This is a genomic window from Youhaiella tibetensis (assembly GCF_008000755.1).
In the GTDB taxonomy this organism is placed as follows: Bacteria; Pseudomonadota; Alphaproteobacteria; order Rhizobiales; family Devosiaceae; genus Paradevosia; species Paradevosia tibetensis.
Window position 1 is genome coordinate 4,370,168 of the sequence record NZ_CP041690.1, and the last position, 22,716, is coordinate 4,392,883.

Annotated in this window: 20 protein-coding genes; 1 reads left to right on the plus strand and 19 read right to left on the minus strand. The window is 65.9% G+C overall.

What is annotated here, in order from left to right; all coding sequences use genetic code 11:
* Positions 1–15: 15 nt before the first annotated feature.
* The 13 genes from FNA67_RS21475 to FNA67_RS21535 form a co-directional block, all read right to left on the minus strand.
* A complete protein-coding gene (locus FNA67_RS21475; protein WP_049707091.1) occupies positions 16–681 on the minus strand; it encodes a ferredoxin reductase domain-containing protein in 666 nt (221 codons plus the stop codon).
* Positions 682–836: 155 nt separating this feature from the next.
* Entirely contained in the window at positions 837–1,547 is a 711-nt protein-coding gene (gene trmB, locus FNA67_RS21480; RefSeq protein ID WP_147658069.1) for a tRNA (guanosine(46)-N7)-methyltransferase TrmB, read from the minus strand.
* An 82-nt stretch (positions 1,548–1,629) separates the two neighbouring features.
* Positions 1,630–2,892, minus strand: coding sequence for a methionine adenosyltransferase (metK, locus tag FNA67_RS21485; RefSeq protein WP_049708220.1), 1,263 nt, complete (start codon positions 2,890–2,892; stop codon positions 1,630–1,632).
* Positions 2,893–3,015: 123 nt separating this feature from the next.
* Positions 3,016–4,608 (minus strand): apolipoprotein N-acyltransferase, encoded by a 1,593-nt coding sequence (gene lnt, locus FNA67_RS21490; RefSeq protein WP_147658070.1) that lies wholly within the window; start codon positions 4,606–4,608, stop codon positions 3,016–3,018.
* A 104-nt stretch (positions 4,609–4,712) separates the two neighbouring features.
* Positions 4,713–5,633, minus strand: a complete 921-nt coding sequence (locus FNA67_RS21495) for a hemolysin family protein (RefSeq protein WP_244616418.1) — start codon at positions 5,631–5,633, stop codon at positions 4,713–4,715.
* Between the two features lie 168 nt (positions 5,634–5,801).
* Positions 5,802–6,278, minus strand: coding sequence for an rRNA maturation RNase YbeY (ybeY, locus tag FNA67_RS21500; protein WP_147658071.1), 477 nt, complete (start codon positions 6,276–6,278; stop codon positions 5,802–5,804).
* Complete coding sequence (locus FNA67_RS21505) at positions 6,275–7,321, minus strand: PhoH family protein (RefSeq protein WP_082202314.1); 1,047 nt, start codon at positions 7,319–7,321, stop codon at positions 6,275–6,277. The genes ybeY and FNA67_RS21505 overlap by 4 nt, the downstream gene beginning before the upstream one ends.
* The gene (gene miaB / locus FNA67_RS21510; protein WP_147658072.1) at positions 7,300–8,709 is read right to left on the minus strand and encodes a tRNA (N6-isopentenyl adenosine(37)-C2)-methylthiotransferase MiaB; all 1,410 of its coding nucleotides are present in this window, start codon (positions 8,707–8,709) and stop codon (positions 7,300–7,302) included. Before miaB ends, FNA67_RS21505 begins: the two co-directional genes overlap by 22 nt.
* A 69-nt stretch (positions 8,710–8,778) precedes the next feature.
* Positions 8,779–9,579 (minus strand): lysophospholipid acyltransferase family protein, encoded by an 801-nt coding sequence (locus tag FNA67_RS21515; protein ID WP_147658073.1) that lies wholly within the window; start codon positions 9,577–9,579, stop codon positions 8,779–8,781.
* On the minus strand, positions 9,576–10,010 hold the full coding sequence (locus tag FNA67_RS21520) for a Fur family transcriptional regulator (RefSeq protein WP_049707096.1): 435 nt from the start codon (positions 10,008–10,010) through the stop codon (positions 9,576–9,578). The genes FNA67_RS21515 and FNA67_RS21520 overlap by 4 nt, the downstream gene beginning before the upstream one ends.
* Before the next feature lie 22 nt (positions 10,011–10,032).
* Complete coding sequence (gene rimI / locus FNA67_RS21525; protein ID WP_049707097.1) at positions 10,033–10,515, minus strand: ribosomal protein S18-alanine N-acetyltransferase; 483 nt, start codon at positions 10,513–10,515, stop codon at positions 10,033–10,035.
* Between the two features lie 19 nt (positions 10,516–10,534).
* Positions 10,535–11,152: a tRNA (adenosine(37)-N6)-threonylcarbamoyltransferase complex dimerization subunit type 1 TsaB gene (gene tsaB / locus FNA67_RS21530; protein WP_049707098.1), complete on the minus strand. Its 618-nt coding sequence runs from the start codon at positions 11,150–11,152 to the stop codon at positions 10,535–10,537.
* A gap of 65 nt (positions 11,153–11,217) precedes the next feature.
* Complete coding sequence (locus FNA67_RS21535; RefSeq protein ID WP_049707099.1) at positions 11,218–11,784, minus strand: NifU family protein; 567 nt, start codon at positions 11,782–11,784, stop codon at positions 11,218–11,220.
* 174 nt (positions 11,785–11,958) lie between these two features.
* On the opposite strand from FNA67_RS21535, the gene FNA67_RS21540 reads away from it, so the two are divergent.
* Positions 11,959–12,255, plus strand: coding sequence for a DUF3817 domain-containing protein (locus FNA67_RS21540; protein ID WP_049707100.1), 297 nt, complete (start codon positions 11,959–11,961; stop codon positions 12,253–12,255).
* Here FNA67_RS21540 and FNA67_RS21545 read toward each other — a convergent pair.
* The 6 genes from FNA67_RS21545 to FNA67_RS21570 all read right to left on the minus strand — a co-directional run bounded on the left by FNA67_RS21545 (position 12,252) and on the right by FNA67_RS21570 (position 22,710).
* Positions 12,252–12,725, minus strand: a complete 474-nt coding sequence (locus tag FNA67_RS21545) for a universal stress protein (RefSeq protein WP_244616420.1) — start codon at positions 12,723–12,725, stop codon at positions 12,252–12,254. The two genes, FNA67_RS21540 and FNA67_RS21545, sit on opposite strands and share 4 nt — an antisense overlap.
* Positions 12,726–12,790: 65 nt before the next feature.
* Positions 12,791–13,822, minus strand: coding sequence for a tryptophan--tRNA ligase (gene trpS / locus FNA67_RS21550; RefSeq protein ID WP_147658074.1), 1,032 nt, complete (start codon positions 13,820–13,822; stop codon positions 12,791–12,793).
* Positions 13,823–13,894: 72 nt separating this feature from the next.
* Positions 13,895–15,454, minus strand: coding sequence for a murein biosynthesis integral membrane protein MurJ (gene murJ / locus FNA67_RS21555; RefSeq protein WP_049707102.1), 1,560 nt, complete (start codon positions 15,452–15,454; stop codon positions 13,895–13,897).
* 3 nt (positions 15,455–15,457) lie between these two features.
* Positions 15,458–18,268: a [protein-PII] uridylyltransferase gene (locus FNA67_RS21560; protein WP_147658075.1), complete on the minus strand. Its 2,811-nt coding sequence runs from the start codon at positions 18,266–18,268 to the stop codon at positions 15,458–15,460.
* Positions 18,249–20,951, minus strand: coding sequence for a DNA mismatch repair protein MutS (gene mutS, locus FNA67_RS21565; protein ID WP_210246412.1), 2,703 nt, complete (start codon positions 20,949–20,951; stop codon positions 18,249–18,251). Before mutS ends, FNA67_RS21560 begins: the two co-directional genes overlap by 20 nt.
* Positions 20,952–21,084: 133 nt before the next feature.
* Complete coding sequence (locus tag FNA67_RS21570) at positions 21,085–22,710, minus strand: glycoside hydrolase family 43 protein (protein WP_147658076.1); 1,626 nt, start codon at positions 22,708–22,710, stop codon at positions 21,085–21,087.
* Positions 22,711–22,716 lie beyond the last annotated feature (6 nt).

Consider the following 22,716-nt stretch of genomic DNA (forward strand, 5'->3'; position numbering starts at 1 on the left):
GTTTTGCTTTTGGGACTATTTTTCGAAGGTGACCGCTTCGGTGCTGGCGCCAAGGCTTTCGAGGGTTTCGCGCAGGTCTTTGACCATCGGATCCGGCCCGCAGACGTAGAAGCGCCCGGAAAAATCCCCCACGTGCCGCTTGAGAAAATCGGCGTCGATCCGCTCGTTGAGGAGGCCGGGCACCTTCTCCTCGGTAAGGGTAAAGAGCCTTTCGAGCCCCGCCATGGCCTCGAACTCCTGGCGCAGGATGATGTCGCGTTCGGTCCGGTTGGAAAAGATCAGGCGGTTGCCCGCGAGCTTGCCGTCGGCATGGAGCCGGCGAAGGATGGCGATGAACGGGGTCACGCCCGCGCCGCCCGCGATGAACGTCCCCGGCCCCTTGTAGGTGATGGTGCCCCAGACGTCGCGCAGCAGCAGCCGGTCTCCCGGCACCAGCTCGGAAAGCCGGTCGGTGACGCCCGGATGGTCGTGATAGCTCTTGATGGTGAATTCGAGATAGGGCCATTCGGCCAGCGAGGTGAAGGTGAACGGCCGCTTCCTGTCGCGCCACCCTTCCGCGTCGATGGAGACTTCCGTGGCCTGCCCGGGCTGGAAGACGAAGCCCTCCGGCTTTTCCAGCCGGTAATGGCGGACATTGTGGGTCACGTCCTCGATGCCGAGGATTTCTACGCTCTCTGTCATCACTGCCTCGTGGTTCTCTGGAACCTAAGACAATTCAAACACCTGAATGGTTCCCGCCGCCAGAGGCCGGGTGGCGCCGTTTCGAACGAATCCGCGCCATCGCGCGCCGCCACCTCCGCACTTCCCCGGCCTTCGTCGCTGCGAAGCCAAAAGGATCAGTCGCGCCGCTCGAAGGTCAGGTAGAACGACTTGAGCCGTCCTTCGCGTCGCGCCTTCTGCTCGTAGCGGGTCGGCTCCCAGCCAGGATAGGGCTCGTGCCAGCTCCCCGGCTTGCCCGGTTCGAACACGAAGCCCGGCGCGCGCAGGATGTGCGCCAGCGTCCAGTCGGCGTAATCCTCGATATCGGTGGCGAAGTTGAATTTTCCGCCCGGCCTGATGGTGCGCGCCAGCTCGGCCAGCGTCAGCGGGGAGACGAAGCGGCGCTTGTGGTGGCGCGTCTTGGGCCAGGGGTCGGGGTAGAGCAGGTAGACCTCGTCGAGCGAGGCGTCCGGCAGCTTCTGCAGCAGCTTGAGCGCATCGTCGGTGAAGAGGCGCACATTGCCGATCTCCTCTTCGTCGATCGCCTGCAGCAGCTTGGCGATGCCGCCGGTAAACACCTCGCAGCCGATATAGGCGTCCTCGGGGTGCGTGCGCGCCTGCCGCGCCAGGTGTTCACCCCCGCCATATCCGATCTCGAGCGTCAGTCTTTTGGGATTCTCGAACAGCGCCCTCGGGTCCAGAACGCCTTCCGGCAGCGAAATGGCCAGCTCCGGCAGCAATTCGCGGAACAGCACGTCGTGCCCGCGATGCAGGCGCTTGCCCGAGCGGCGTCCGAAGAAGGCGCGCGGCTCGCCGGCGGCGTTGAGGGGGTTCTGTCTTGGGGTCACGTCACAATTCTAAAAGCAGTTCGGCCGTCACCGCCCACTACGGGCAATGACGGCCGAATGTAAAGGGAAAGCGAGTTTCCGCTTAGCGCACAGCGGCCTTGAGCTTGGGCACTAGGTCCACCCGCTCCCAGGAGAAGCTCCCGTCGCGACCGGCCTTGCGCCCGAAATGGCCATAGGCGGCGGTCTTGGCGTAGATCGGCTTGTTGAGGTCGAGATGGGTCCGGATGCCGCGCGGCGTCAGGTTCACGATATCGCCCTCGAGGAAGATCTTTTCGAGCGTCGCTTCCTCGACCTTGCCGGTGCCGTGCAGGTCCACATAGACCGAGAGCGGCTTGGCCACGCCGATGGCGTAGGAGAGCTGGATCGTGGCGCGATCGGCCAGGCCCGCCGCCACCACGTTCTTGGCGAGGTAGCGCGCCGCATAGGCGGCCGAACGGTCGACCTTGGTCGGATCCTTGCCCGAGAAGGCGCCGCCGCCATGCGGGGCCGCGCCGCCATAGGTATCCACGATGATCTTGCGGCCGGTCAGGCCCGCATCGCCATCGGGCCCGCCCACCACGAACTTGCCGGTCGGGTTGACGTGCCAGACCGTTGCGTCGCTGATCCAGCCTTCGGGCAGGGCCGAGCGGATATAGGGCTCGACGATCTTGCGCACGTCGGCCGAGGACAGCTTGGCATCCAGGTGCTGGGTCGAGAGCACGATCTGGGTGACCCCGACGGGCTTGCCGTCCTCGTACTTGACCGTGACCTGGCTCTTGGCATCGGGGCCGAGCTTGACCGCTTCGCCATCGCCATTCTTGCGGGCCGTGGCCAGGGTCTCGAGGATTTTGTGGGCGTAGTAGATCGGGGCAGGGAGAAGTTCGGGCGTTTCGCGGGTGGCGTAGCCGAACATGATGCCCTGGTCACCCGCGCCTTCGTCCTTGTTGCCCGCCGCATCCACGCCCACAGCGATATCGGCCGACTGGCCGTGCAGCAGCACGTCGATCTTGGCGGTCTTCCAGTGGAAGCCGGACTGCTCGTAGCCGATGGCCTTGATGGCCTTGCGGGCGACGGAGCGGAATTTGGAGGGGTTGACCACCGGGGCGCCCGACGCGTCATGGAGGAGATTGCCCTCCTTGTCCTTCTTGAGCAGCGTATCGGGCACGCGGACCTCACCGGCAATCACGACGCGGTTGGTCGTGGCCAGGGTCTCGCAGGCGATGCGCACGGCGGAGGGGTCCATGCCGGCCTTCTTGGCCTCGCGGAACACCAGGTCGACGATCTCGTCCGAGATGCGGTCGCAAACCTTGTCCGGGTGGCCTTCGGAAACGGATTCGGAGGTGAACAGGTAGTTGGAACGTGACACGGTCAAAGCCTTTGTTAAGCGCCCGAAGTTCCCACGGGCTGGCTGGTTGTAGGCGTCCTTGCCGCCTCTTGCAAGGCGGACATAAGGAAATCTTTATATGCCTATATGGCGCTGCCCGGAAGGCTATGCCCTGCCGCGACGCGAGGAGAGCCAGGCGATGGCGAGCCCGGCCAGCAGCGCAATGAGGAAGGGCCCGTAGCGCACCTGCGAAAACGGCGTTCCGGCAAGCCGTTGGCTCGGCACGACGTCGAGCAGCCCCACCTGCTGGGGCGCCAGGCTGGCCGTCACGCGACCGAGCGGATCGGTGAGGAAGGTGAGCCCCGAATTGGCCGCGCGCACCAGCGGCAGGCCTTCTTCGACTGCCCGCACGCGCGCATGGTGGGCATGCTGGGCCGGTCCGATCGAGCCGTCGAACCAGGCATCGTTGGTGATGTTGAAGATGAACTGGGCCTTTCCGATATCGGCGCCCAGGTCTCCCGAGAAGATGGCCTCGTAGCAGATGACGGCGAGGAAGTCCGGCGTGCCGGGCAGGCTCATCAGCCGGCGGCCGTCACCCGCCGCCCAGCCATTGGCGCCGGGCACGAACTGGCGGATGCCGAACTGCGAGAAGAAATCGGCATAGGGCAGGTATTCGCCGAAGGGCACCAGGTGCGACTTGTCGTAGGAGGCTACGATCTCGCCGTCCGAATTGATGGCGAGGATGGAATTATAGCCGGGCCCGCCATTCTCGTAGTCCTCGCGCGGCGCCCCGGTCAGCAGCGTCACGTCGGGCGGCAGCGCCCGCGCGATGCGCGCCAGGGCCTCTGGATATTGCGACATGAAGAAGGGCAGGGACGATTCCGGCCAGACCAGGTGCGTCACCCCTTCGAGGCCGGGATCGGACGGGCTGGTACGGGTCGCCGAGAGGTCGAGCAGGCGCGTGATGACGTCGGCCGGCACCGCCCGGCTCCAGTCCGAGTGCTCGTAGACCACCGGCTGGATGAGGCGCAGCTTGATATCGGTGCGTTCGGCGACCTGGGTGCTGTTGAGCCGGTAATTGCCCCACCCGATCTGGGCGGCGATGACCAGCACGGCGAGAAAGAAGGGCGCCAGGCGCCGCGACCAGCTCCGACCGTCCGCCGGCCAGATGAGGGCAGGGGTCGAGGCGAGAAGGATGGCGAGGAAGGTGAGGCCATAGACCCCGACCAGCGAGGCCGCCTGCATCATCTCGTCATTGCCGGTGAGCGCATAGCCCAGGAGGTCGAAAGGAAACCCCGAAAAGAAATGCCCGCGCGCCCATTCTGCCGCCGAGAGGAAGGTCGTGAGCGTCAGGATGCGCCAGCCGCTGTGGGACCAGAAGAGATGGGCCAGCGCCGTTCCCAGGCCCCAGAAGAGCGCGATGAGGGCAGCCAGCGCCACGATGGCGAAGGGCATGATGGCGATCATGATGCCGCCATCGACGAAGAACGCCGCCCCCAGCCAGTGGAAGGCGACGATGAAATAGCCCAGCCCGAAGGCGAACCCGATGCGGAAGGCGGGCCCGAAGAGCCGCCCGAGGAAACTCGTCCGGCGTTCGGCGCCGTCGAGCGCCCATACCAGCACCGGAAACCCCACGAAGAGGGCCGGCACCACAAAGAGCGGCGCGATGCTCAGTGCGGCGATGGCGCCTGCCACCAGCAGCATGAGCAGGCGTCGCCAGCCGTGGGCGAGCATGGCGGTTTCGGCCAGCCAGGTCACGGATGGTTTTTCGAATCAGGGTGCATGTCGGCAAGGTTGCCGGGGGCGGGTTGGGCGTCAAGGTCGCCGCTGCGAATTGCCCCTGACGCCTTGGTGAGGCGGCGTTACTCCGCCGCCTCCGAATTGGGTTCGCCCGCGCGGGGCGGAATGGCTCCGGGTTCTTCGATCCGGGCCGGCAGGTTGCGCCGGTGCCGCTTGATCTTGAGCCGCTTGATGCGCCGGCTGTCGGCGGCCAGCACCTCGAAATCGAAGCCGGGGAAGACGCTGACGACCTCGCCCTTCTGGGGCACGCGGTCGATGAGGTCGAAAACCAGACCCCCCAGCGTTTCGACCTCATTGGCATATTCGCCCGGATCGAAATCGGGGCCGATGAGTTCCTGGACGTCCTCGAGCTCGACGCGGGCGTCGGCCAGGTAGGTATCGGGCCCGACCTTGCGGATGAGCGAAACGCCCTCCTCGTCGTGCTCGTCCTCGATCTCGCCCACCACGGCCTCGAGCAGGTCCTCGATGGTCACCAGCCCGTCGGTGCCGCCATATTCGTCCACCACCACCGCCATGTGCACGTGGCTGGCGCGCATCTGCTGGAGCAGGTCGCCCACGGGCATCGAGGGCGGCACGAACATGGCGTCGCGCACGATGTCGAGCTTGTTGAGCTTCTGGCGGAGCGTCGTGGAGACGAGCTTGACCGGCTGGGTCGCGGCCGCGTCCACCACCAGTTCGGTGATGCGTTGCAGCGCGTCCTTGACGTGGATGAAGCCGACGATGTTGTCGAGGTCTTCGTCATAGACCGGCAGGCGCGAATGGCCGACGACGCGGAAACGGGCGACGAGGGCGCCCAGCGTTTCGTGGGTTTCCACCGCCTGGATGTCCGAGCGCGGGATCATCACGTCGTCCACGCGCATGTCCCCAAGCTTGAGGACGTTCTGGAGAATGGTGCGCTCGCTCTCGGAGAAATCGGCCGTGTCCGAGGAGGCTTCGGCATCGAGCGCCTCCTGGAGGTCGTCGCGCAGCGAGCCCGGACGCATCAGGGACTTGAGGCGTCCCCAGATCGTTTGCCCCCGCTCTTTGGCGGAGGCGGTACTAGAGCCAGGTTCGGGATTGGGTTCAGGCGATTTCGGCCTGGGACTGGTATCGGTATCGTTCATCTGTCCATGCCGCATGCAAGCGGCAGTCCTTTTCAATTAGGCAGTCGATCAGTCTTCTGCGTAGGGATCGGGGATTCCCAGGGACGCCAATATCTGGGTCTCGAGGCCTTCCATCTCAAGGGCCTCGTCATCCTCGATGTGATCATAACCCAGGATGTGCAGGAAACCATGCACGATCAAGTGGGTGAAATGATGCTCGAAGCTGGTGCCTTGTTCAACCGCTTCGCGCTCGAGCGTCTCGCGGGCGAGAATGATGTCGCCCAGGATGCCCACCACCGGATCGAAGGGCTCGATCTGGGGGAAGGAGAGCACGTTGGTCGGCGCATCCTTGCCGCGCCACTCGCGGTTGAGCACCTGCTGCTCGGCGTCGTCGGTGAGCAGGATCGAGATTTCGGCCGCGCCCCTGACCTTGGCCCCGGACTGTTTCAGCGCCTCGCGCACGGCCGTCTCGGCCACGGCATCGAGTTCGTCCGGCCAGCCTTCGGCATTGCGGGAGATGGCGATTTCTAGCGGATAGTCGGTCAGTTGCTGTTGCTTTCGCTCTTCTTGGCGCCAGCCGCCTCGTAGGCGCGCACGATGCGGGCCACCAGGGCATGGCGCACCACGTCGCGGTCGCCGAACCGGGAAATATGCACCCCTTCCACGCCATCGAGCAGGTTGAGCGCCTCGACCAGGCCCGAGCGTTCGCCGCGCGGCAGGTCGACCTGGGTCGGATCGCCCGTGACGATCATCTTGGAGTTTTCGCCCAGGCGCGTGAGGAACATCTTCATCTGCATGGAGGTGGTGTTCTGCGCTTCGTCCAGGATCACCACGGCATTGGCCAGCGTGCGCCCGCGCATGAAGGCGAGCGGGGCCACTTCGATGACGCCCGAGGTGATGCAGCGCTCCACATGCTCGGGGCGCATCATGTCGTAGAGCGCGTCATAGAGCGGGCGCAGGTAGGGATCGACCTTTTCCTTCATGTCGCCCGGCAGGAACCCCAGCCGCTCGCCCGCCTCGACGGCAGGACGCGAGAGGATAATGCGGTTGATGTCGCCGCGCTCGAGCAGGCTCGCCGCATGCGCGACGGCGAGATAAGTCTTGCCGGTACCGGCCGGGCCGACGCCGAACACCAGTTCGGACCGGTCCATGGCGCGGATATAGGCGTCCTGGGCCGGGGTGCGGGCGACGATGGTGGCCTTGCGCGTGGCGATCTGGGCCATGCGCACCTTGCCCTTCTTCTCCATGGTGGGAAGCGTGAGCTGGCTGTCCTCGGTCTCGATCATGCGGATGACGCCATCGACATCGGCGATCTCGATGGCGCGGCCCTCTTCGAGCGTTGCATAGAGCGATTCGAGCACCCGCCGCGCCTGGTCGACGGCAGAGGCCGGACCCTTGAGCATCACGTGATTGCCGCGCGGGGTAGCCTGCACGGCGAGGCGCTGTTCGATCAGCGCAAGATTCTGATCGAAATCCCCGTAAAGCTGGGAAACGAGCCGGTTGTCTTCAAAAGCCAGTTCGAGTTGGGACAAGGTTGCGTTGTCGGTCGGCAAATGCCTGCTCAAACTTAGTTGCTCCGGGCGAAAGATCGAGACTCAACAAGGCTAGCAGAATTGCGTTCCATTCCCATGACAATCTTGCCACTCAGGGAATTATTTCCAACGTCGATGATTTCGACCGGCTGGATGGTGCCGATGAGGTGCTCGGGCGCATCCAGGTGCACCGCCTGCAGGTAGGGCGAGCGTCCGCCGAGCTGTCCGGGCATGCGGCCCTTGCGCTCGAGCAGCACGTCGAGCGTGCGCCCCACGCAGGAGCGGTTGAACGCGCGCTGCTGCTCGATGACGAGGGCCTGCAGCCGCGCCAGACGCTCGACCTTGACCTCTTCGGGCACCTGTTCGTTCATGGTCGCGCCCGGCGTGCCGGGGCGGGTCGAATATTTGAACGAGAAGGCCGAGGCATATTGCGCCTCGCGGATGATGGCGAGCGTCGCCTCGAAATCTTCCTCGGTTTCGCCCGGGAAGCCGACGATGAAGTCGCCCGAAAGCGCCATGTCCGGGCGCGCCGCCTTGATGCGCTCGATGAGCCGCAAATATTCGTCGCGGTCGTGCCGACGGTTCATGGCCTTGAGGATGCGGTCCGAGCCCGACTGTACCGGCAGGTGCAGGTAGGGCATGAGCTTGTCGAGGTCGCGATGCGCCTCGATCAGCGCATGGTCCATGTCGCGCGGATGGCTGGTTGTGTAGCGCAGGCGTTCAAGCCCGGGGATTTCGGCGAGCCTGTGCAGCAACTCGCCCAGGCCCATGGCCCGTCCGGATTCGGTCAGCCCATGATAGGCATTCACGTTCTGGCCGAGGAGCGTGAGTTCCCGGACGCCGGCCTCCACAAGGTTCCGGGCCTCGGCCAGCACCTGGTTTACCGGGCGCGAAACTTCGGCGCCGCGCGTATAGGGCACCACGCAGAACGAACAGAACTTGTCGCACCCTTCCTGGACGGTGAGGAAGGCGGTAAGCCCGCGCGAAATCGTGACTTCCTTCCTGGGCGCCGGCAGGTGCTCGAACTTGTCCTCGGGCGGAAACTCGGTATCGACCACCTGCCCGCCGAGCGCCTTGGCCACCAGGTCCGGCAGGCGATGGTAGGATTGCGGTCCGAACACGAGATCCACGGCCGGCGAGCGGCGGATGATTTCCTCGCCCTCCGCCTGCGCCACGCATCCGGCGACCCCGATCATCATGTCCTCGCCCGCGGCCCGGCGCTCGTCGCGCAGCTCCTTGAGGCGTCCGAGCTCGGAAAACACCTTCTCGGAAGCCTTTTCGCGGATATGGCAGGTGTTGAGCACCACCAGGTCCGCCGACTCCAGCTCCGTGGTCGGCACATAGCCGTGCGGCGCCAGCGCGTCCGCCATGCGGTCGCTGTCGTAGACGTTCATCTGGCAACCATAGGTCTTGATGAAGAGCTTTTTGGGCGCTGGGTCTGTCATGGGGCGGCGTCTTAGCAGGAAATGACCGACCGCGCCAATGGGAAGGGGCGCCCGCCGGACGCGGGAAGTCTACTCGGTCGCCACCGGCAGCGGCAGGCCGCGGTTGAGTGCCACCAGCATGCGGCGCACATCGATTTCGGCGGCCTTGGCGATGACCTTGCGATCGTCGGTGGCCGACACCTGCCGGGCCACCCCGAAGGCCAGCGTCACGTCCTTGGTGGGACCCGAGAGGATCTCGCGGATGTTCTGCTTGACCGACTTGGACTTGATCCAGGCGATGAACGAGCGCTCGTTGCGCGATACCGGCAGGCCCTGGAGGCGCGTATAGGCGATGGTCAGCGGCTGCACGTAGACGTCCGCCGCCCCGGCCTCGGCCATGGCGTGCTGGGCCGCCCCGATCAGCGCCGAGCGGAACGGCAGCACATGCGTGCCGATGTCGGACTGGCCTTCGGCGAACAGCAGCACCGCCGAGCCCTTGGCCAGGTGCGCGCCCATCTCGCGGCTGGCGCGCCCGGCGTCCGAGCGCTTCTTGCGGTCCACGAACAGCGTGCGCTGGAGCGAGGCCATGAAGCCGACGAACGGCCAGTCGCGGATTTCGCTCTTGGCCACGAAGGTCACGTCCGCCACCGAGCCGATGGCGATGATGTCGGTCCAGGAGATGTGGTTGGAGACGAGGAGCGTCGGCTTGCCGGTCTCGGGCTTGCCCACCACCGTGACCTTCAGCCCCAGGAACATGCAGCCGGCCTTGTGGAAGAGGCGCGGCCAGAAGTTCCAGTCCAGCCCCAGCTTGGTGATCACCCACTGGGAGGGAATGCCCACCAGCATGATGGGGATGTAGACGAAGATGAAGAAGAGGCTGCGGAAGATCACTTCTTGGAGCCCTTTTCGAGCGGCACGGCGTAGAGTTCGAGACGGTGGTCGACGAGCCTGTAGCCCAGCCGCTTGGCGATGACTTCCTGGATGGCCTCGATTTCCTCGTTGCGGAATTCGATGACCTTTCCCGAGCGGATATCGATCAGGTGGTCGTGATGCTCGTCCGGGATCAGCTCGAACCGGGCGCGCCCGTCCTTGAAGTCGTGCTTGGTGACGAGCCCGGCTTCCTCGAAGAGGTTCACGGTGCGGTAGACCGTCGAGAGCGAGATCTTGGGGTCGATGCGCGAGGCACGGTTATAGAGCTCCTCGACATCGGGATGGTCGTCGCTCTGCTCGATGACCTGCGCGATCACGCGCCGCTGGTCGGTCATGCGCATGCCGCGTGCGGCGCACTGATCTTCCAGCGTTGCTGTAGCTTGAGAATTCATCGTCGGCCCCTTTCCCCCGGGGTTATCCAAGATCGCGCGCCATGACAAGGGCGGTGGCGGCGCTCCCGTCGGGCCGTGGATAATAGCCTTTTCTGCTGCCGATTTCGCCAAAACCGTGCCGGCGGTAAAGCTTGATGGCCGGCTGGTTCTCGGCATCGACTTCGAGGAACATCTTGCGCACCGGCGACATCATCAGGTCATCGAACGTGGCGCGCAGCAGTGCCGCCCCCACGCCCCTGGCGCGCCACTTCCTGTCGACGACGATGGTGAGCAGTTCCGCCTCGTCCCCGGCCAGCCGCAGCATGGCGAACCCGGCCACTTTCTTGTGGCCGGCGTCGCACGCCACATAGGCGGGCGTATTGGCCTCCATCAGGTAGGCCGAAAAATCCTCGCGCGGCCAGCCGCGGTAGAACCCGCCCGCATGCAGCTTCGCCAGCGTTTCGGCGTCTTCCATCCGGCCCGGTTCGATATGCAGCCCCCCGGGGGCCATCCAGAGCTTCATCATGGCGTCAGTTTCACGTGAATCATGGGCGTCCGACCCGGGCGACCCGCGCCTTTTCCTGCGGCTTGGCGTCGGCATCGCGGATATAGGCGGCCTCGGGCGGATAGGCCGCAGGCTCGAGCGTGGCGGCAAGGCGCGCCAGCGCCCCGATATCGACGAAGGGGCTTTCGATGACCTCGGCGCCCGCCGGAATGCGCCCGCGCGCCTCGTCCATCGGCAGGATGGCCGCTTCGCTCGCCGGAATGGCCGGGCCCGAAAACAGCTGGAAATACGCCTCGCCGCGCCGCGCATCGAGCAGTACGGCCGATGGCCTGCACTGCGTGCCCAGCGAAATCGCCATGAGGCTGGGAACCCCGACCACCGGGATGGAAAGCGCCAGGCCCAGCCCGCGTGCCGCCGAAAGCCCGATTCGCAGGCCCGTGAACGAGCCCGGCCCGGTGGTGACGGCAATGCGCGTCAGCGCGCCATAGGCCAGCCCGTTGCGCGCCAGGAGGGCATCGATGCGATCAAAGAGGATTTCGGCATGGCCCTGCGCGATCTCGTCGACCGAAACGTCGAGTTTTTCGCCTGCGAGCAGCGCCAGTTGCAGGCGCGGCGCGGCGGTATCGATGGCAAGAATGGCGGGGGCTGAAACGCTCATGGGGGAGAGATAGTCTCCCCCATGGTCAAAGTCGAGATCGGGCGGCGTTGGCCCCGGTCCTGGTCCTAGACCTGGGCGACCTGTTCGACGCCCGGCACGAAGTGGCGGAGCAGGTTCTCGATGCCGTTGCGCAGCGTCGCCGTCGAGGACGGGCAACCCGAGCAGGCGCCCTGCATGTGCAGGAACACCGTGCCGTCGCGAAAACCCTTGAAGGTGATGTCGCCGCCATCCATGGCCACTGCCGGGCGCACGCGCGTCGCCAGCAGTTCCTTGATGACTTCCACCGTCTCGCTGTCGGCCTCGTCGAAGAATTCCTCGCCGCCCGAAACGGCGCTCTCGGCGGTCTCGTTGTCGGCGATCACCGGCTTGCCCGAGAGGAAATGCTCCATGATCACGCCCAGGATCGCCGGCTTGATATGGGCCCAGTTGGTGTCGTCCTTGGAGACGGCCACGAAATCGGAGCCGAGGAACACCCCGGTCACGCCCGAAACTTCAAAGAGCGCCGCCGCCAGCGGGGAGATCGCCGCGCTGTCCAGGCTCCGGAAGTCGCGCGGTTCGCCCACCAGCACCTCGCGTCCGGGCAGGAACTTGAGAGTCGCCGGATTGGGTGTGGCTTCGGTCTGGATGAACATGGCGGAGGTCCCTGGGTTTTGGCAGCGCACTGCCTTTAGAACGCTTCTAAAATAGTTTCTCGATCGGCGCGGCGCAAGGTATTTTGAAACCCCGGGCTTGTCCAATGCGCTCCACGCATGGCAGCGACCAAGCGCCGCGCTGACGTCCGGGCCGCGCCGGCCTAGAACCCCATCATGATCAGGTTCTTCCGCGCCATCGGGCTTATCGAGGGCATCACCACCCTCGTGCTCTTCCTCATCGCCATGCCGCTCAAGTATCTTGCCGGCGATCCGAGCTGGGTGCCCCATGCCGGGGCCATCCACGGCCTGGCCTTCCTCGCCTATATCGCCGCATTGCTCGTGTGCCTGCGCGGCTATGGGCTTTCGGCCTGGGACTGGGCGCGCACGACGCTTGCCGCCTTCATCCCCTTCGGGACCTTCCTCAACGATCCCTTTCTCAAGCGCAAGCAGCGCGAAACCGAGGCGGCCTAGCACACCGCCACGATTTCCTCATCGCTCATCGACCCTGGCACCACCGTCACCAGCACATGGATGCGGCTGTTGCCGGCAAAGTGGGCGATCAGCGGATTGGGGCCTTCCGAATTGTTGGCGGCGGCCAGCACCAGGATGGCGATGCCCGGGTCCTGGTTGATCACGGCCTCGATCTGGTCGGCCGGCCGGCCTTCGCGGATCACCGTCTCGGTCTTGATCGAGCCGATCTCGGCGATGCGGCGCAGGCGCTTGTTGAGGTTCTGTTCGGCCCCTTCGAGCGCCTCGGCGCGCAGCACGTCCTCCACGCCCAGGCCCTGGAAGCCCGGCGGCTCGATCACCGACATCAGCACCACCGTGCCGCCGGTGCGCCTGGTGCGGTAGGCGGCAAAGGTCAGCGCCCGGTCGCACTCCTCGCTGTCGTCGATGAACACGAGAAACTTGCGCCGGTATTCGCTTTCGATTTCAGCCAAGACGCTGCCCCCGTCGCTTCCTGTCGGAGCGCCCATCATCCCACTGCCCGATGCGTCCGGCAAGATCAGCGGATGAAACCGACGATCTTGCGGACTTCCGCCATGGTGGTTTCGGCCAGCGCCCGCGCCCGGTCGGCGCCGTCGCGCAGGATGCCGTCGATGGTCGCCGGATCGCTCACCAGGCGCTTCATTTCGCTCGAGACCGGCCCCAGCGTCGCCACGGCGAGGTCGGCCAGCGCCGGCTTGAACACGCCCCAGCCCTGGCCGCCGAATTCCTTGAGCACCTCGGCCTTGGTCTTGTCCGAGAGCGCCGCGTAGATGCCAACCAGGTTATCGGCCTCGGCGCGCCCCTTGAGGCCCTCGACCTCGCTCGGCAGCGCCTCGGGGTCGGTGGTGGCGCGCTTGATCTTCTTGGCGATGCCGTCCGCGTCGTCGAGCAGCGAGATGCGCGACTGGTCGGAAGGATCGGACTTGCTCATCTTCTTGGTGCCGTCGCGCAGCGACATGATGCGCGTGGCCGGCCCGGCGATCATCGGCTCGGTGATGGGGAAATATTCCGCATCCAGCCCCTGTTCGGCGATCGAGGCGGCATAGTCGTTGTTGAACTTCTGGGCGATGTCGCGCGTGAGCTCGAGATGCTGCTTCTGGTCGTCGCCCACGGGCACGTGGGTGGCCTTGTAGAGCAGGATGTCGGCCGCCATCAGCGAGGGATAGGCGAGCAGGCCCAGCGAGACGTTTTCCGAGTTCTTGCCGGCTTTGTCCTTGAACTGGGTCATCCGGTACATCCACCCGATGCGGGCGATGCAGTTGAACACCCAGGCGAGCTCGGCATGCTCGATCACCTGGCTCTGGTTGAAGACGATGGCCTTGTTGGGGTCGACCCCGGCCGCGATATAGGCGGCGGCGACTTCGCGCGTGGCGCGGCGCAGGTCGTTCGGCTCCTGCCAGACCGTGATGGCATGCATGTCGACCACGCAATAGAGGCAGTCGTACTGGTCCTGCAGCGGCACGAAGCGGCGGATGGCGCCGAGATAATTGCCGAGATGCAGGTCGCCCGAAGGCTGGATGCCGGAGAACACGCGCTGGGTGAAGGCCATGGCTGGAACAGTCTCGTTATGGAAGCGGACGAGGGGGCTTATCGCAAGAAGCGGGCGCAAAGCGCAAGGGCATCAGGCGGTTCGCCGGCGCAGGCGCTTGAGCAGCATGCCCAGCGGCTGCACCCGCGTCACATGGACGAGGGCGAAGTAGAAGGCCATGCCGAACGCGACGAGGAACCCCAGCGCCACGAGCTGGACGAGGATGTTGGCGGCAAAGAGCGGCGCCATCGCCGTCGAGAGGCCCCAGAGCACCGCCGCCATGGCCACCGAAATGGCCACGATCACCGCGTGCCGGCGCCATTCGGCCGCCCCGAGCGCGAAATGGCGGCGCCGGTAGAGGAAGAAGGCGAGCAGCACCGTATTGACCCAGGCCGCCGCCGAAGTGGCGATGGCGATGCCCACATGCTGCAGGCTCGGGAACAGCGCCAGCGACACGGCGATGTTGACCGCCACCGAGATGGCCGCGAAGATCGTCGGGGTCACCGTGTCCTCGCGCGCGAAAAAGCCCGGCTGCAGTACGCGGATGAGCACATAGGCCGGCAGGCCCGCCGCGAACCAGACCAGCACCTTGGCGGTCTCGACCGTATCGTAGGCGGTGAACTCGCCGCGCTCGAAGAGCACGTGCACGATCGGCTGCGCCAGGGCGATGAGCGCGGTGGCGGCCGGCATCGAGAGCAGCATCGAGATCAGCAGCGCCTGCGTCTGGGAGGCCTCGGCCTCCTTGAAGCGCTGGCCGGCCAGGTGCCGGGAGAGCTCGGGCAGCAGCACCGTGCCTATGGCGATGCCGATGATCCCGAGCGGGAGCTGGTAGAGCCGGTCGGCGTAATAGATCAGCGCCATGGCGCTGGGCGCGCCCGAGGCGATGATCGTGCCCACGAACAGGTTCACCTGCGTGATGCCACCCGCGATGATGGCCGGCACCGCCCGGATCCAGAAGCGCTTGACCTCGCTATCGAATTTCGGCCAGACGAACTTGGGCACGAAGCGGGCCCGCCGGATGGCGACATAGACGAAGGCGAGCTGTGCCACCCCGCCCGCCAGCGTGCCGATCGCCACCCAGATCGCCGTCTCGACATCGGTCTTGGGCGCCCCGATCACCAGCGGCGCCATGAAGGCGATCATCACGATATTGAGCAGCACCGGCGCGAAGGCCGCCGCCGTGAAGCGGTTGAGCGCATTGAGGATCGCCGCATAGGCCGCCATCAGCGACATGCACATGAGGTAGGGGAAGCAGATCCGCGTCAGCAGCACCGTGAGCTCGAACTTTTGCGGATCGTCGGTGAAGCCGGGCACGAACGGCACCAGCACCCAGGGCATGAAGATCTCGACCAGAACGGTGACCACGGCCACCACCAGCACCAGCCAGGAGATGATGCGCGAGGCCCAGGCCCGCGCCGGGTCCTCGCCTTCCTGCTCCAGGGACTTGGAGAACATCGGAATGAAGGCGGTATTGAACGCTCCTTCCGCAAAGAGGCGCCGGAAGAGGTTGGGGAAGCGGAAGGCGGCGACATAGGCGTCGGCCGCAAAGCCGGTGCCGAGCACGGCCGCCACCAGCGCGTCGCGCACGAAGCCCAGCACGCGGCTGCCGACCGTCCAACCGCCGACGCTCAGGAAATTGCGGTAAAGGCTCACGCGTCAGCCGTTCGCCATGAGCTGCTGGCGCCGCTCATCGACCGGTTTGGGATGGAACACCGTCAGCAGCCGGTCGCGGATGCGGTTCTGGCGGGCTTTCGAATCGATCTTATGGCCGGTGAGGTCCGTGACGTAGAAGACGTCCACGGCCTTTTCGCCATAGGTGCCGATATGGGCCGAGCCGATGGTGAGGTTGAGGTCCGAGATTTCGCGCGTGAGGTCGTGCAGCAGGCCGGTGCGATCGAGACCGGAAAGCTCGATCACCGTGAACTTTTCCGATAGCGCGTTGGAGACCAGCACCTCGGCGGGCAGCGAGAAGGGCTTGAGGCGCCGGTTGTGGCGGCTTTCCTTGCCCAGATCGATCAGGATCTGCCGCTTGCCCTGCAGCAATTGCTTGGTGGTCTCGATGATGCGGGTGGCGCGCACCTTTTCGTCCTCGTCCGAGGTGAAGGCGCGGCGCAGCCGGAAGGTGTCGATGGCGCGCCCGTCCCGGGTCGAGAAGATCTGCGCCCCGATGATGGAGGCCTCGCTCATCGTGCAGGCGCCGGCAATGAGCGAAAGCAGGCGCGGGTGATCGGGCGTGTAGAACGAGACTTCGGTGATGCCCTCGAAGGCCTGGACGCGGATCGAGCCGGCGAAGGGCTGCCCGGCGGCGTCGGCGGCGCGGATCATCTTGGCATGCTCGACCTGCAGCTCGGGCTCGGCGCGCAGCCAGTAATGGTTGTAGTGCCGGGCCGTATAGGCTTCCACCTCCTCGGGCGGCCAGGCGGTGAGCGCGGCGGCCAGCGCCCGCTTGGCCTCGGTGACCCGATGCTCCTGGGAAACCTGGGAATGCCCGCCCGACAGCAGCGGCTCGGTGGCGTAGTAAAGGGCGCGCAGGAGCGAACCCTTCCAGCCCGTCCATACGCCCGGGCCAACCGCGCGGATATCGCAGGCGGTCAGGATCATCAGCAGCGCCAGGCGCTGGGGCGACTGCACCACCTCGGCAAAGGCCTTGGCGGTCTCGGGGTCCTGGATGTCGCGCGACTGGGCCACTTCGCTCATGAGCAGGTGGTGCTGGACCAGCCAGGCCACCGTCTCCGTCTCGGCCGGCGAGAGCGCCAGGCGCTGGCAGAATTTCCGCGCGATGCGCGCACCGGCCGTCGAATGGTCCTCCGGCCGCCCCTTGGCGATGTCGTGGAGGAAAAGCGCCACATAGAGCAGGCGCGTGTCGTTGAGATGGGGCAGCAGCTCGTGGGTCAGCGGCAGCTCGTCGCGCAGCCCTCCGTTGGCGATCTGGGCCATCACGCCCACCGCCCGGATCAGGTGCTCGTCCACCGTATAGTGGTGGTACATGTTGAACTGCATCAGGGCGACGATCTTGCCGAAATCGGGCACGAACTTGCCCAGCACCCCGCTCTCGTTCATCTGGCGCAGGATGCGCTCGACCGATTGCGGCGAGGTCAGGATGTCGAGGAAATTGGCATTGGCCTTGGGGTTGGCCCGCAGGTCGGCGTCGATGAGGCGCAGCGAGCGGCGGATTTCCTTGATCGCATCGGGATGGAACAGCAATTCGTGCCGCCCGGCGACCAGGAACATGCGGATGAGGTTGACCGGATCCTTGCGGAAGACGTCGGGCGTCGCGATGTTGAGCCGGCCCGTATCGATGATGAAATCGGGCTCGCCCTTGATCTTCTGCTTGCCCGAGCGGAACGGGGCCAGCACCCGCCCCACCAGGTCCATGTCCTTGACGTGGTTGAACTCGAGGCTGGCGCAGAAGATGCGCGTCAGGTCGCCTACGTCCTTGGCCACGAGGAAATAGCGCTTCATGAAGCGCTCGACGCCCAGCATGCCGACGCGGTCGGCATAGCCCAGGCGCTCGGCCAGTTCCGGCTGTACGTCGAAGGTCAGCTTCTCGTCGGCCCGGCCGGTGAGGAAATGCAGGTTGCACCGCACAGCCCAGAGGAAATCCTCGGCGCGTTGGAACTGGCGATATTCCTCGGCCGAGAACACGCCCTTCTCGACCAGTTCCTCGGCGGTCTTGACCTGGTAGAAATACTTGCCGATCCAGAAGAGCGTATTGAGGTCGCGCAGGCCCCCCTTGCCGTCCTTGATATTGGGCTCGACCACATAGCGCGTATTGCCCATCTGGCGGTGGCGTTCGTCGCGCTCGGCCATCTTGGCGGCGATGAACTCGGCCCCGGTCTTGGGCATGATCTCGGTCTCGAAGCGCTTGACCAGCGTATCGAAGAGCGGCCGGTCGCCGGTGAGGTAGCGCGCCTCGAGAGTGGCCGTGCGCACGGTCATGTCCGAGCGCGCCATGCGGATGCATTCGTCCACGGACCGGACGGCATGGCCGACTTTCTGGCCCAGGTCCCAGAGCATGTAGAGGATGTATTCGGTGACCTGCTCGCCCCAGGGGGTCTGCTTATAGGGCAGGATGAAGAGCAGATCGATGTCCGAGCCCGGCGCCAGCGTCCCGCGGCCATAGCCGCCGACCGCCGCCAGCGCGATGTTCTCGGCACCGGACGGATTGTCGACCGGATAGACCCGGGTAATGGCATAGGCGTGGATGGCGCAGATGATCTCGTCTTCGGCCGTGGCCAGGTTCTGGGCGCATTTGAGCCCCTTGCCGGTGGCCTTGAGTTCGGCTTCCGCCTGCTGGCGCGCCTCGGCCAGGGTCTTGCGCAGATGCGCCAGCACGATGGCCCGCGCCTCGCGCGACCGGGGCGAAAGCTCGCCCACTTCCCGGTCGAGTTCGGCGACGAGGGCGCTTGCCGGGGTGACGGCGAAGATCGGTTTTCGCGGGCGAGTTTCAGCTTCGGCGAGCGGCATCGCGGATTTTCTTGAGCTCGTAGATGATGTCGATCGCCTGGCGCGGCGTCAGTTCGTCGGGTCGGAGCTGGTCGAGCATGTCGTTGAGGGGGTCGGCGCTGACCGCACGTGTCTCTTGGGGCGGCTGGTGAGCAAACAGTGGCAGATCGTCCAGTACTTGTGTCGGGGCGCCGGAAGAACGTGCCTCAAGCAGAGTAAGCACTTGCCGGGCGCGACGCAACACCGGCTCGGGCAGACCCGCCAGCTTGGCCACCTGGATGCCGTAGGAGCGATCGGCGGCGCCTTCGGCGACTTCGTGCAGGAACACGACATCCCCCTCCCATTCCCGAACCTTCATGGTGTGGTTGGAAACTCTAGAGAGTGTCTTTGAAAGCGCGGTTAATTCGTGGAAGTGCGTAGCAAAGAGCGCCCGGCAGCCGGTCGTCTCGTGCAGGGCCTCCACTGTCGCCCAAGCGATTGAAAGACCGTCGAAAGTCGCCGTTCCCCGGCCGATTTCGTCCAGGATCACCAGCGAGCGCCGCGTGGCCCGGTTGAGGATGGCCGCGGTCTCGACCATCTCGACCATGAAGGTGGAGCGGCCGTGGGCGATGTCGTCCGACGCCCCGACGCGCGAGAACACCCGGTCGACGATCCCCATATGGGCGCGCGCCGCCGGCACGTAGCTGCCGGTCTGGGCCAGGATGGCGATCAGGGCATTTTGTCGCAGGAAGGTCGACTTGCCGCCCATATTGGGTCCGGTGACCAGCCAGAGCTTGCCTCCGCCCTGCGCATCGCTGCCCGAAAGGTCCGCCTCGTTGGCGACGAAGCTCTGGCCTTCGCCCGCCACCATCGCCTCGACCACCGGATGGCGTCCGGCCTCGATCTCGAAGGCCAGCGAATTGTCGATCATCGGCCGGGAGAAATTGCGCGTCGCCGCCAGGTGCGCCAGTCCGGCATGCACATCGAGCTCCGCCAGCGCGTCGGCGGTGGCCCGCAGGAGCTCGGTCCGCCCCAGCACCGCTTCGCGCAGGCGCGCAAAGGTGCGCGTCTCGATCTCGAGGGAAGCTTCGTGCGCCCGCGCGATCCGCCCCTCGAGATCGGCGAGTTCCCCGGTGGTGAAGCGCATGGCATTGGCCAAGGTCTGGCGGTGGATGAACTGGGCGCGATGGGGGTCTTCGAGCAGCCGCCCGCCATGGGCCGCCGGCACTTCGACGAAATAGCCCAGGACGCCGTTGTGGCGGATCTTGAGGCTCTTGACGTCGGTTTCCTCGATGAGCCGCGCCTGAAGGGCGGCCACCACTTCGCGGGTTTCCGAGGCCAGCGCCCGTTCGGCATCGAGCCCGTTGTCGTAGCCGCGCCGCACGAACCCGCCGTCGCGCGCCAGCAGCGGCGGCTCGTCCTCGATGGCCGAGCGCAGGTCCGCCGCCAGGCCCTGCGGCGCGTCCTCGAGGGCTTTGGCAATGGCGAGAAGACCGGCCGGCGCTTCGTCGAGCGCGGCGAGGCGCACCGCCAGGTCCCCGGCCTGCCCGATGGCCGCGCCGATGGCATTGAGATCACGCGGCCCGCCACGATCGAGGGCCAGGCGCGTGAGCGCGCGTGTCAGGTCCGGCACCGACTTGAGCCCGGTCCGCAGCCGTTCGTTGAGCACGGGCTCCTCGAGCAGCGCCGTCACGCAATCGAGCCGCGCATTGATCGCCTGCGGCTCGCACAGCGGGGCGGCCAGTCGCCGCGCCAGCAGGCGCGAGCCCGGCGGGGTGACGCAAAGGTCGATCTCGCCCAGCAGCGAGCCCTTGCGCCCGCCGCGCTGCGTTTCGAGCAGTTCGAGCGAGGCGCGCGTCGCCTGGTCGATGGCCATATGCGCCGAGACGCGCTCGGCCGCGGGCGGGCGCAGCGCCAGCGCCTGGCCCTTCTGGCTTTCGAGCACATAGGCGAGAAGCGCCCCCAGCGCCGCGCGGGACGGGCGCGAATAGGCGCTCGGATCGACCGCGCCCGCCTCGAACGAGGACGTGATCCGCTCGGCCGCCTTTTCGCTGTCGAAGAGATCGGGATCGACCTTGACCAGCGCCCCCGCCGGCAAAGTGACATGGGCCTGCCCCAGGGCCAGGATGGTGGCCTCGCTGGCGAGCAGCTCCACCGGATCGATGCGCGCCAGCTCGTCGGCGACGACGCCGGCCGGCAGGTCGATGACGGCGGTTTCGCCCGTCGACACGTCGGTCCAGGCCAGCGCGTAGTCGGCCTCCCCGTGCCGGATCATCGCGAGCGCCGCCAGGTAGTTGGAGGCGCGCGCCGGCAGCAGGTCGTCCTCGGTGAGCGTCCCCGCCGTCACGAGGCGCACCACGTCGCGCTTGACCACCGATTTCGAGCCGCGCTTCTTGGCCTCGGCCGGGTCTTCCACCTGCTCGCACACCGCGACGCGATGGCCCAGCGCGATCAGCTTCTTGAGATAGTCCTGCGCCGCGTGGACCGGCACGCCGCACATCTGGATGTCCTCGCCCAAATGCTTGCCGCGTTTGGTGAGCACGATGCCCAGCGCCTGGCTGGCGATCTCGGCATCCTCGAAGAACAGCTCGTAGAAATCGCCCATCCGGTAGAACAGCAGGTATCCCGGATTGATCGCCTTGATCTCGAAATACTGCGCCATCATCGGCGTCAGCGCCACGGGTGCGGCAGGGGCGGGGCTGGAATCGTAGGGCGCCTGATCCATGAGACTGCAATTTGACCGGAGGAAGCGGCCAAGCTAGGGCAGTCAGCCCCCAAAGTGAACCGCTTGCGCTCCGGTTTTGCCCGAAAATCTCTGGCTCGCGATGCCGGCGGGATCGCCCCCGCCGGCTCGCCTCTCAGACGTACCGGTCGCTCGGATCGTGCATCGGCCGGTAGACGAAATAGTCGAAGTCGGCCGGGCTGGCGGTGCCATTGAGGTCGTGCGCCGCCATGCCGACGAACGCTCCGGTAAAGCTGCCGTGCTCGGCATGCCCGCCGCACTCGTCGGAAAGGATCGAGGCATCCAGGACCGGTCCGATCGGCTGCAGGTCCTCGCCATCGAGGGCGTAGAAGAACTGCAGCGCCGCCCCGCGGATGGTGAGTGCCAGCCGCACCTTCCCATCATTGGGGATGGTCACCGGCGCCGCCGGGAAGCGCAGCTTCCCATCCGGGAAACTGGCTTCCGAGGACATGATCAGCAATTCGCGCTGCCCGTCCGAATGCGCCGTCACCGCCAGGTAGAAGAAGTTGTAGCGCCCGTAATAGGCCACGAGCCCGGCCATGGTGCGCTCGTCGGTCGCCGCGAAATCGACCACCGTCTCGGCATCATAGGAAAAATGCGTCTGGCGCCGGGCGACGAGCGCCTGCTCGAACCACGAGCCGATCGATTCCCGCCCGAACAAGCGCAGCTTGCCGTTCTCGAGCCGGAAGATGCGGTCGGTTTCCGGTGTGCGCAGCCACTGGAAATCCTTGTGCAATTCGCCATCGAAAGCGTAGCGCTGCTCGGCCCAGTACCTTGCCTCGTCGCGCGTGCCGGGCACCTCGACTTCGAGCGCCGGCACGTTGGTGCCGTGTTTGAGCCAGAGCCAGTCGTCGTCCCGCCACTCCGCTTCCTGGATCGCCGTCTCGCGACCCAGGACGCACCGGCGCTTCTGGGTGGTCGGCCGGCCGGTGAGGTGGACGATATAGGTCTTGCCGTCGGGCGTCTCGACCCAGTCGCCATGCCCGGCCCGCTGCAGCTTGTTGAGCGGGCTGTCCTTGGCGGTGACGACATATTTTTCCGGGTGCGTCTCGTATGGCCCGTCGATCGAGCGCGAACGGGCGAAAGTCACCGCGTGGTCGTAGCCCGTGCCGCCCTCGGCGGTCATCAGGTAATACCAGGGCCGCCCGTCCTTGCCGTTGCGCTTATAGAGATGCGGCCCCTCGACGAGCTTGAGGTCGGTGCCCTTGTAGATGTTCTTGACCGGGCCAACGAGCTTTTGCGCCTTGGGGTCGTATTCCTGCAGCGCGATGCCGGCAAAGAGCAGCGGGCGCACCCGGTGGTCCCAAAGCATGTTGACGAACCACTTCCGGCCGTCCTCGTCATGGAAGAGCGAGGGATCGAAGCCCGAGGAATTCATGTAGATCGGGTCCGACCACGGCCCTTCGATCGAGGGCGCGGTGACCAGGTAGTTGTGCGCGTCCTTGAACGAGCCGTCCTTGCGCTTGACGTCGGTATAGATGAGCCAGAACAGCCCATCCGCGTAGGAAAGGCACGGGGCCCAGATGCCGCAGCTGTCGGGATCCCCGCGCATGTCGAGCTGGCTCTTGCGGTTGAGCGGGCGCGTTACCAGCTCCCAGTTCGCCAGGTCGCGCGAATGGTGGATCTGCACGCCCGGGTACCATTCGAAGGTCGAGGTGGCGATGTAATAGTCCTCCCCGACGCGCAGGATGGACGGGTCCGGGTTGAACCCGGGCAGGATGGGGTTTGTGATCTTGGGCATGGGCCT

Coding starts and splice junctions, on each gene's coding strand:
- FNA67_RS21475 (WP_049707091.1), bottom strand. CDS start 681: ATGACAGAGAGCGTAGAAATCCTCGGCATCGAGGACGTGACCCACAAT.
- FNA67_RS21495 (WP_244616418.1), bottom strand. CDS start 5,633: ATGCGTCCGGGCTCGCTGCGCGACGACCTCCAGGAGGCGCTCGATGCC.
- miaB (WP_147658072.1), bottom strand. CDS start 8,709: ATGACAGACCCAGCGCCCAAAAAGCTCTTCATCAAGACCTATGGTTGC.
- FNA67_RS21520 (WP_049707096.1), bottom strand. CDS start 10,010: ATGAATTCTCAAGCTACAGCAACGCTGGAAGATCAGTGCGCCGCACGC.
- rimI (WP_049707097.1), bottom strand. CDS start 10,515: ATGATGAAGCTCTGGATGGCCCCCGGGGGGCTGCATATCGAACCGGGC.
- tsaB (WP_049707098.1), bottom strand. CDS start 11,152: ATGAGCGTTTCAGCCCCCGCCATTCTTGCCATCGATACCGCCGCGCCG.
- FNA67_RS21535 (WP_049707099.1), bottom strand. CDS start 11,784: ATGTTCATCCAGACCGAAGCCACACCCAATCCGGCGACTCTCAAGTTC.
- FNA67_RS21540 (WP_049707100.1), top strand. CDS start 11,959: ATGATCAGGTTCTTCCGCGCCATCGGGCTTATCGAGGGCATCACCACC.
- trpS (WP_147658074.1), bottom strand. CDS start 13,822: ATGGCCTTCACCCAGCGCGTGTTCTCCGGCATCCAGCCTTCGGGCGAC.
- FNA67_RS21560 (WP_147658075.1), bottom strand. CDS start 18,268: ATGCCGCTCGCCGAAGCTGAAACTCGCCCGCGAAAACCGATCTTCGCC.
- mutS (WP_210246412.1), bottom strand. CDS start 20,951: ATGGATCAGGCGCCCTACGATTCCAGCCCCGCCCCTGCCGCACCCGTG.
- FNA67_RS21570 (WP_147658076.1), bottom strand. CDS start 22,710: ATGCCCAAGATCACAAACCCCATCCTGCCCGGGTTCAACCCGGACCCG.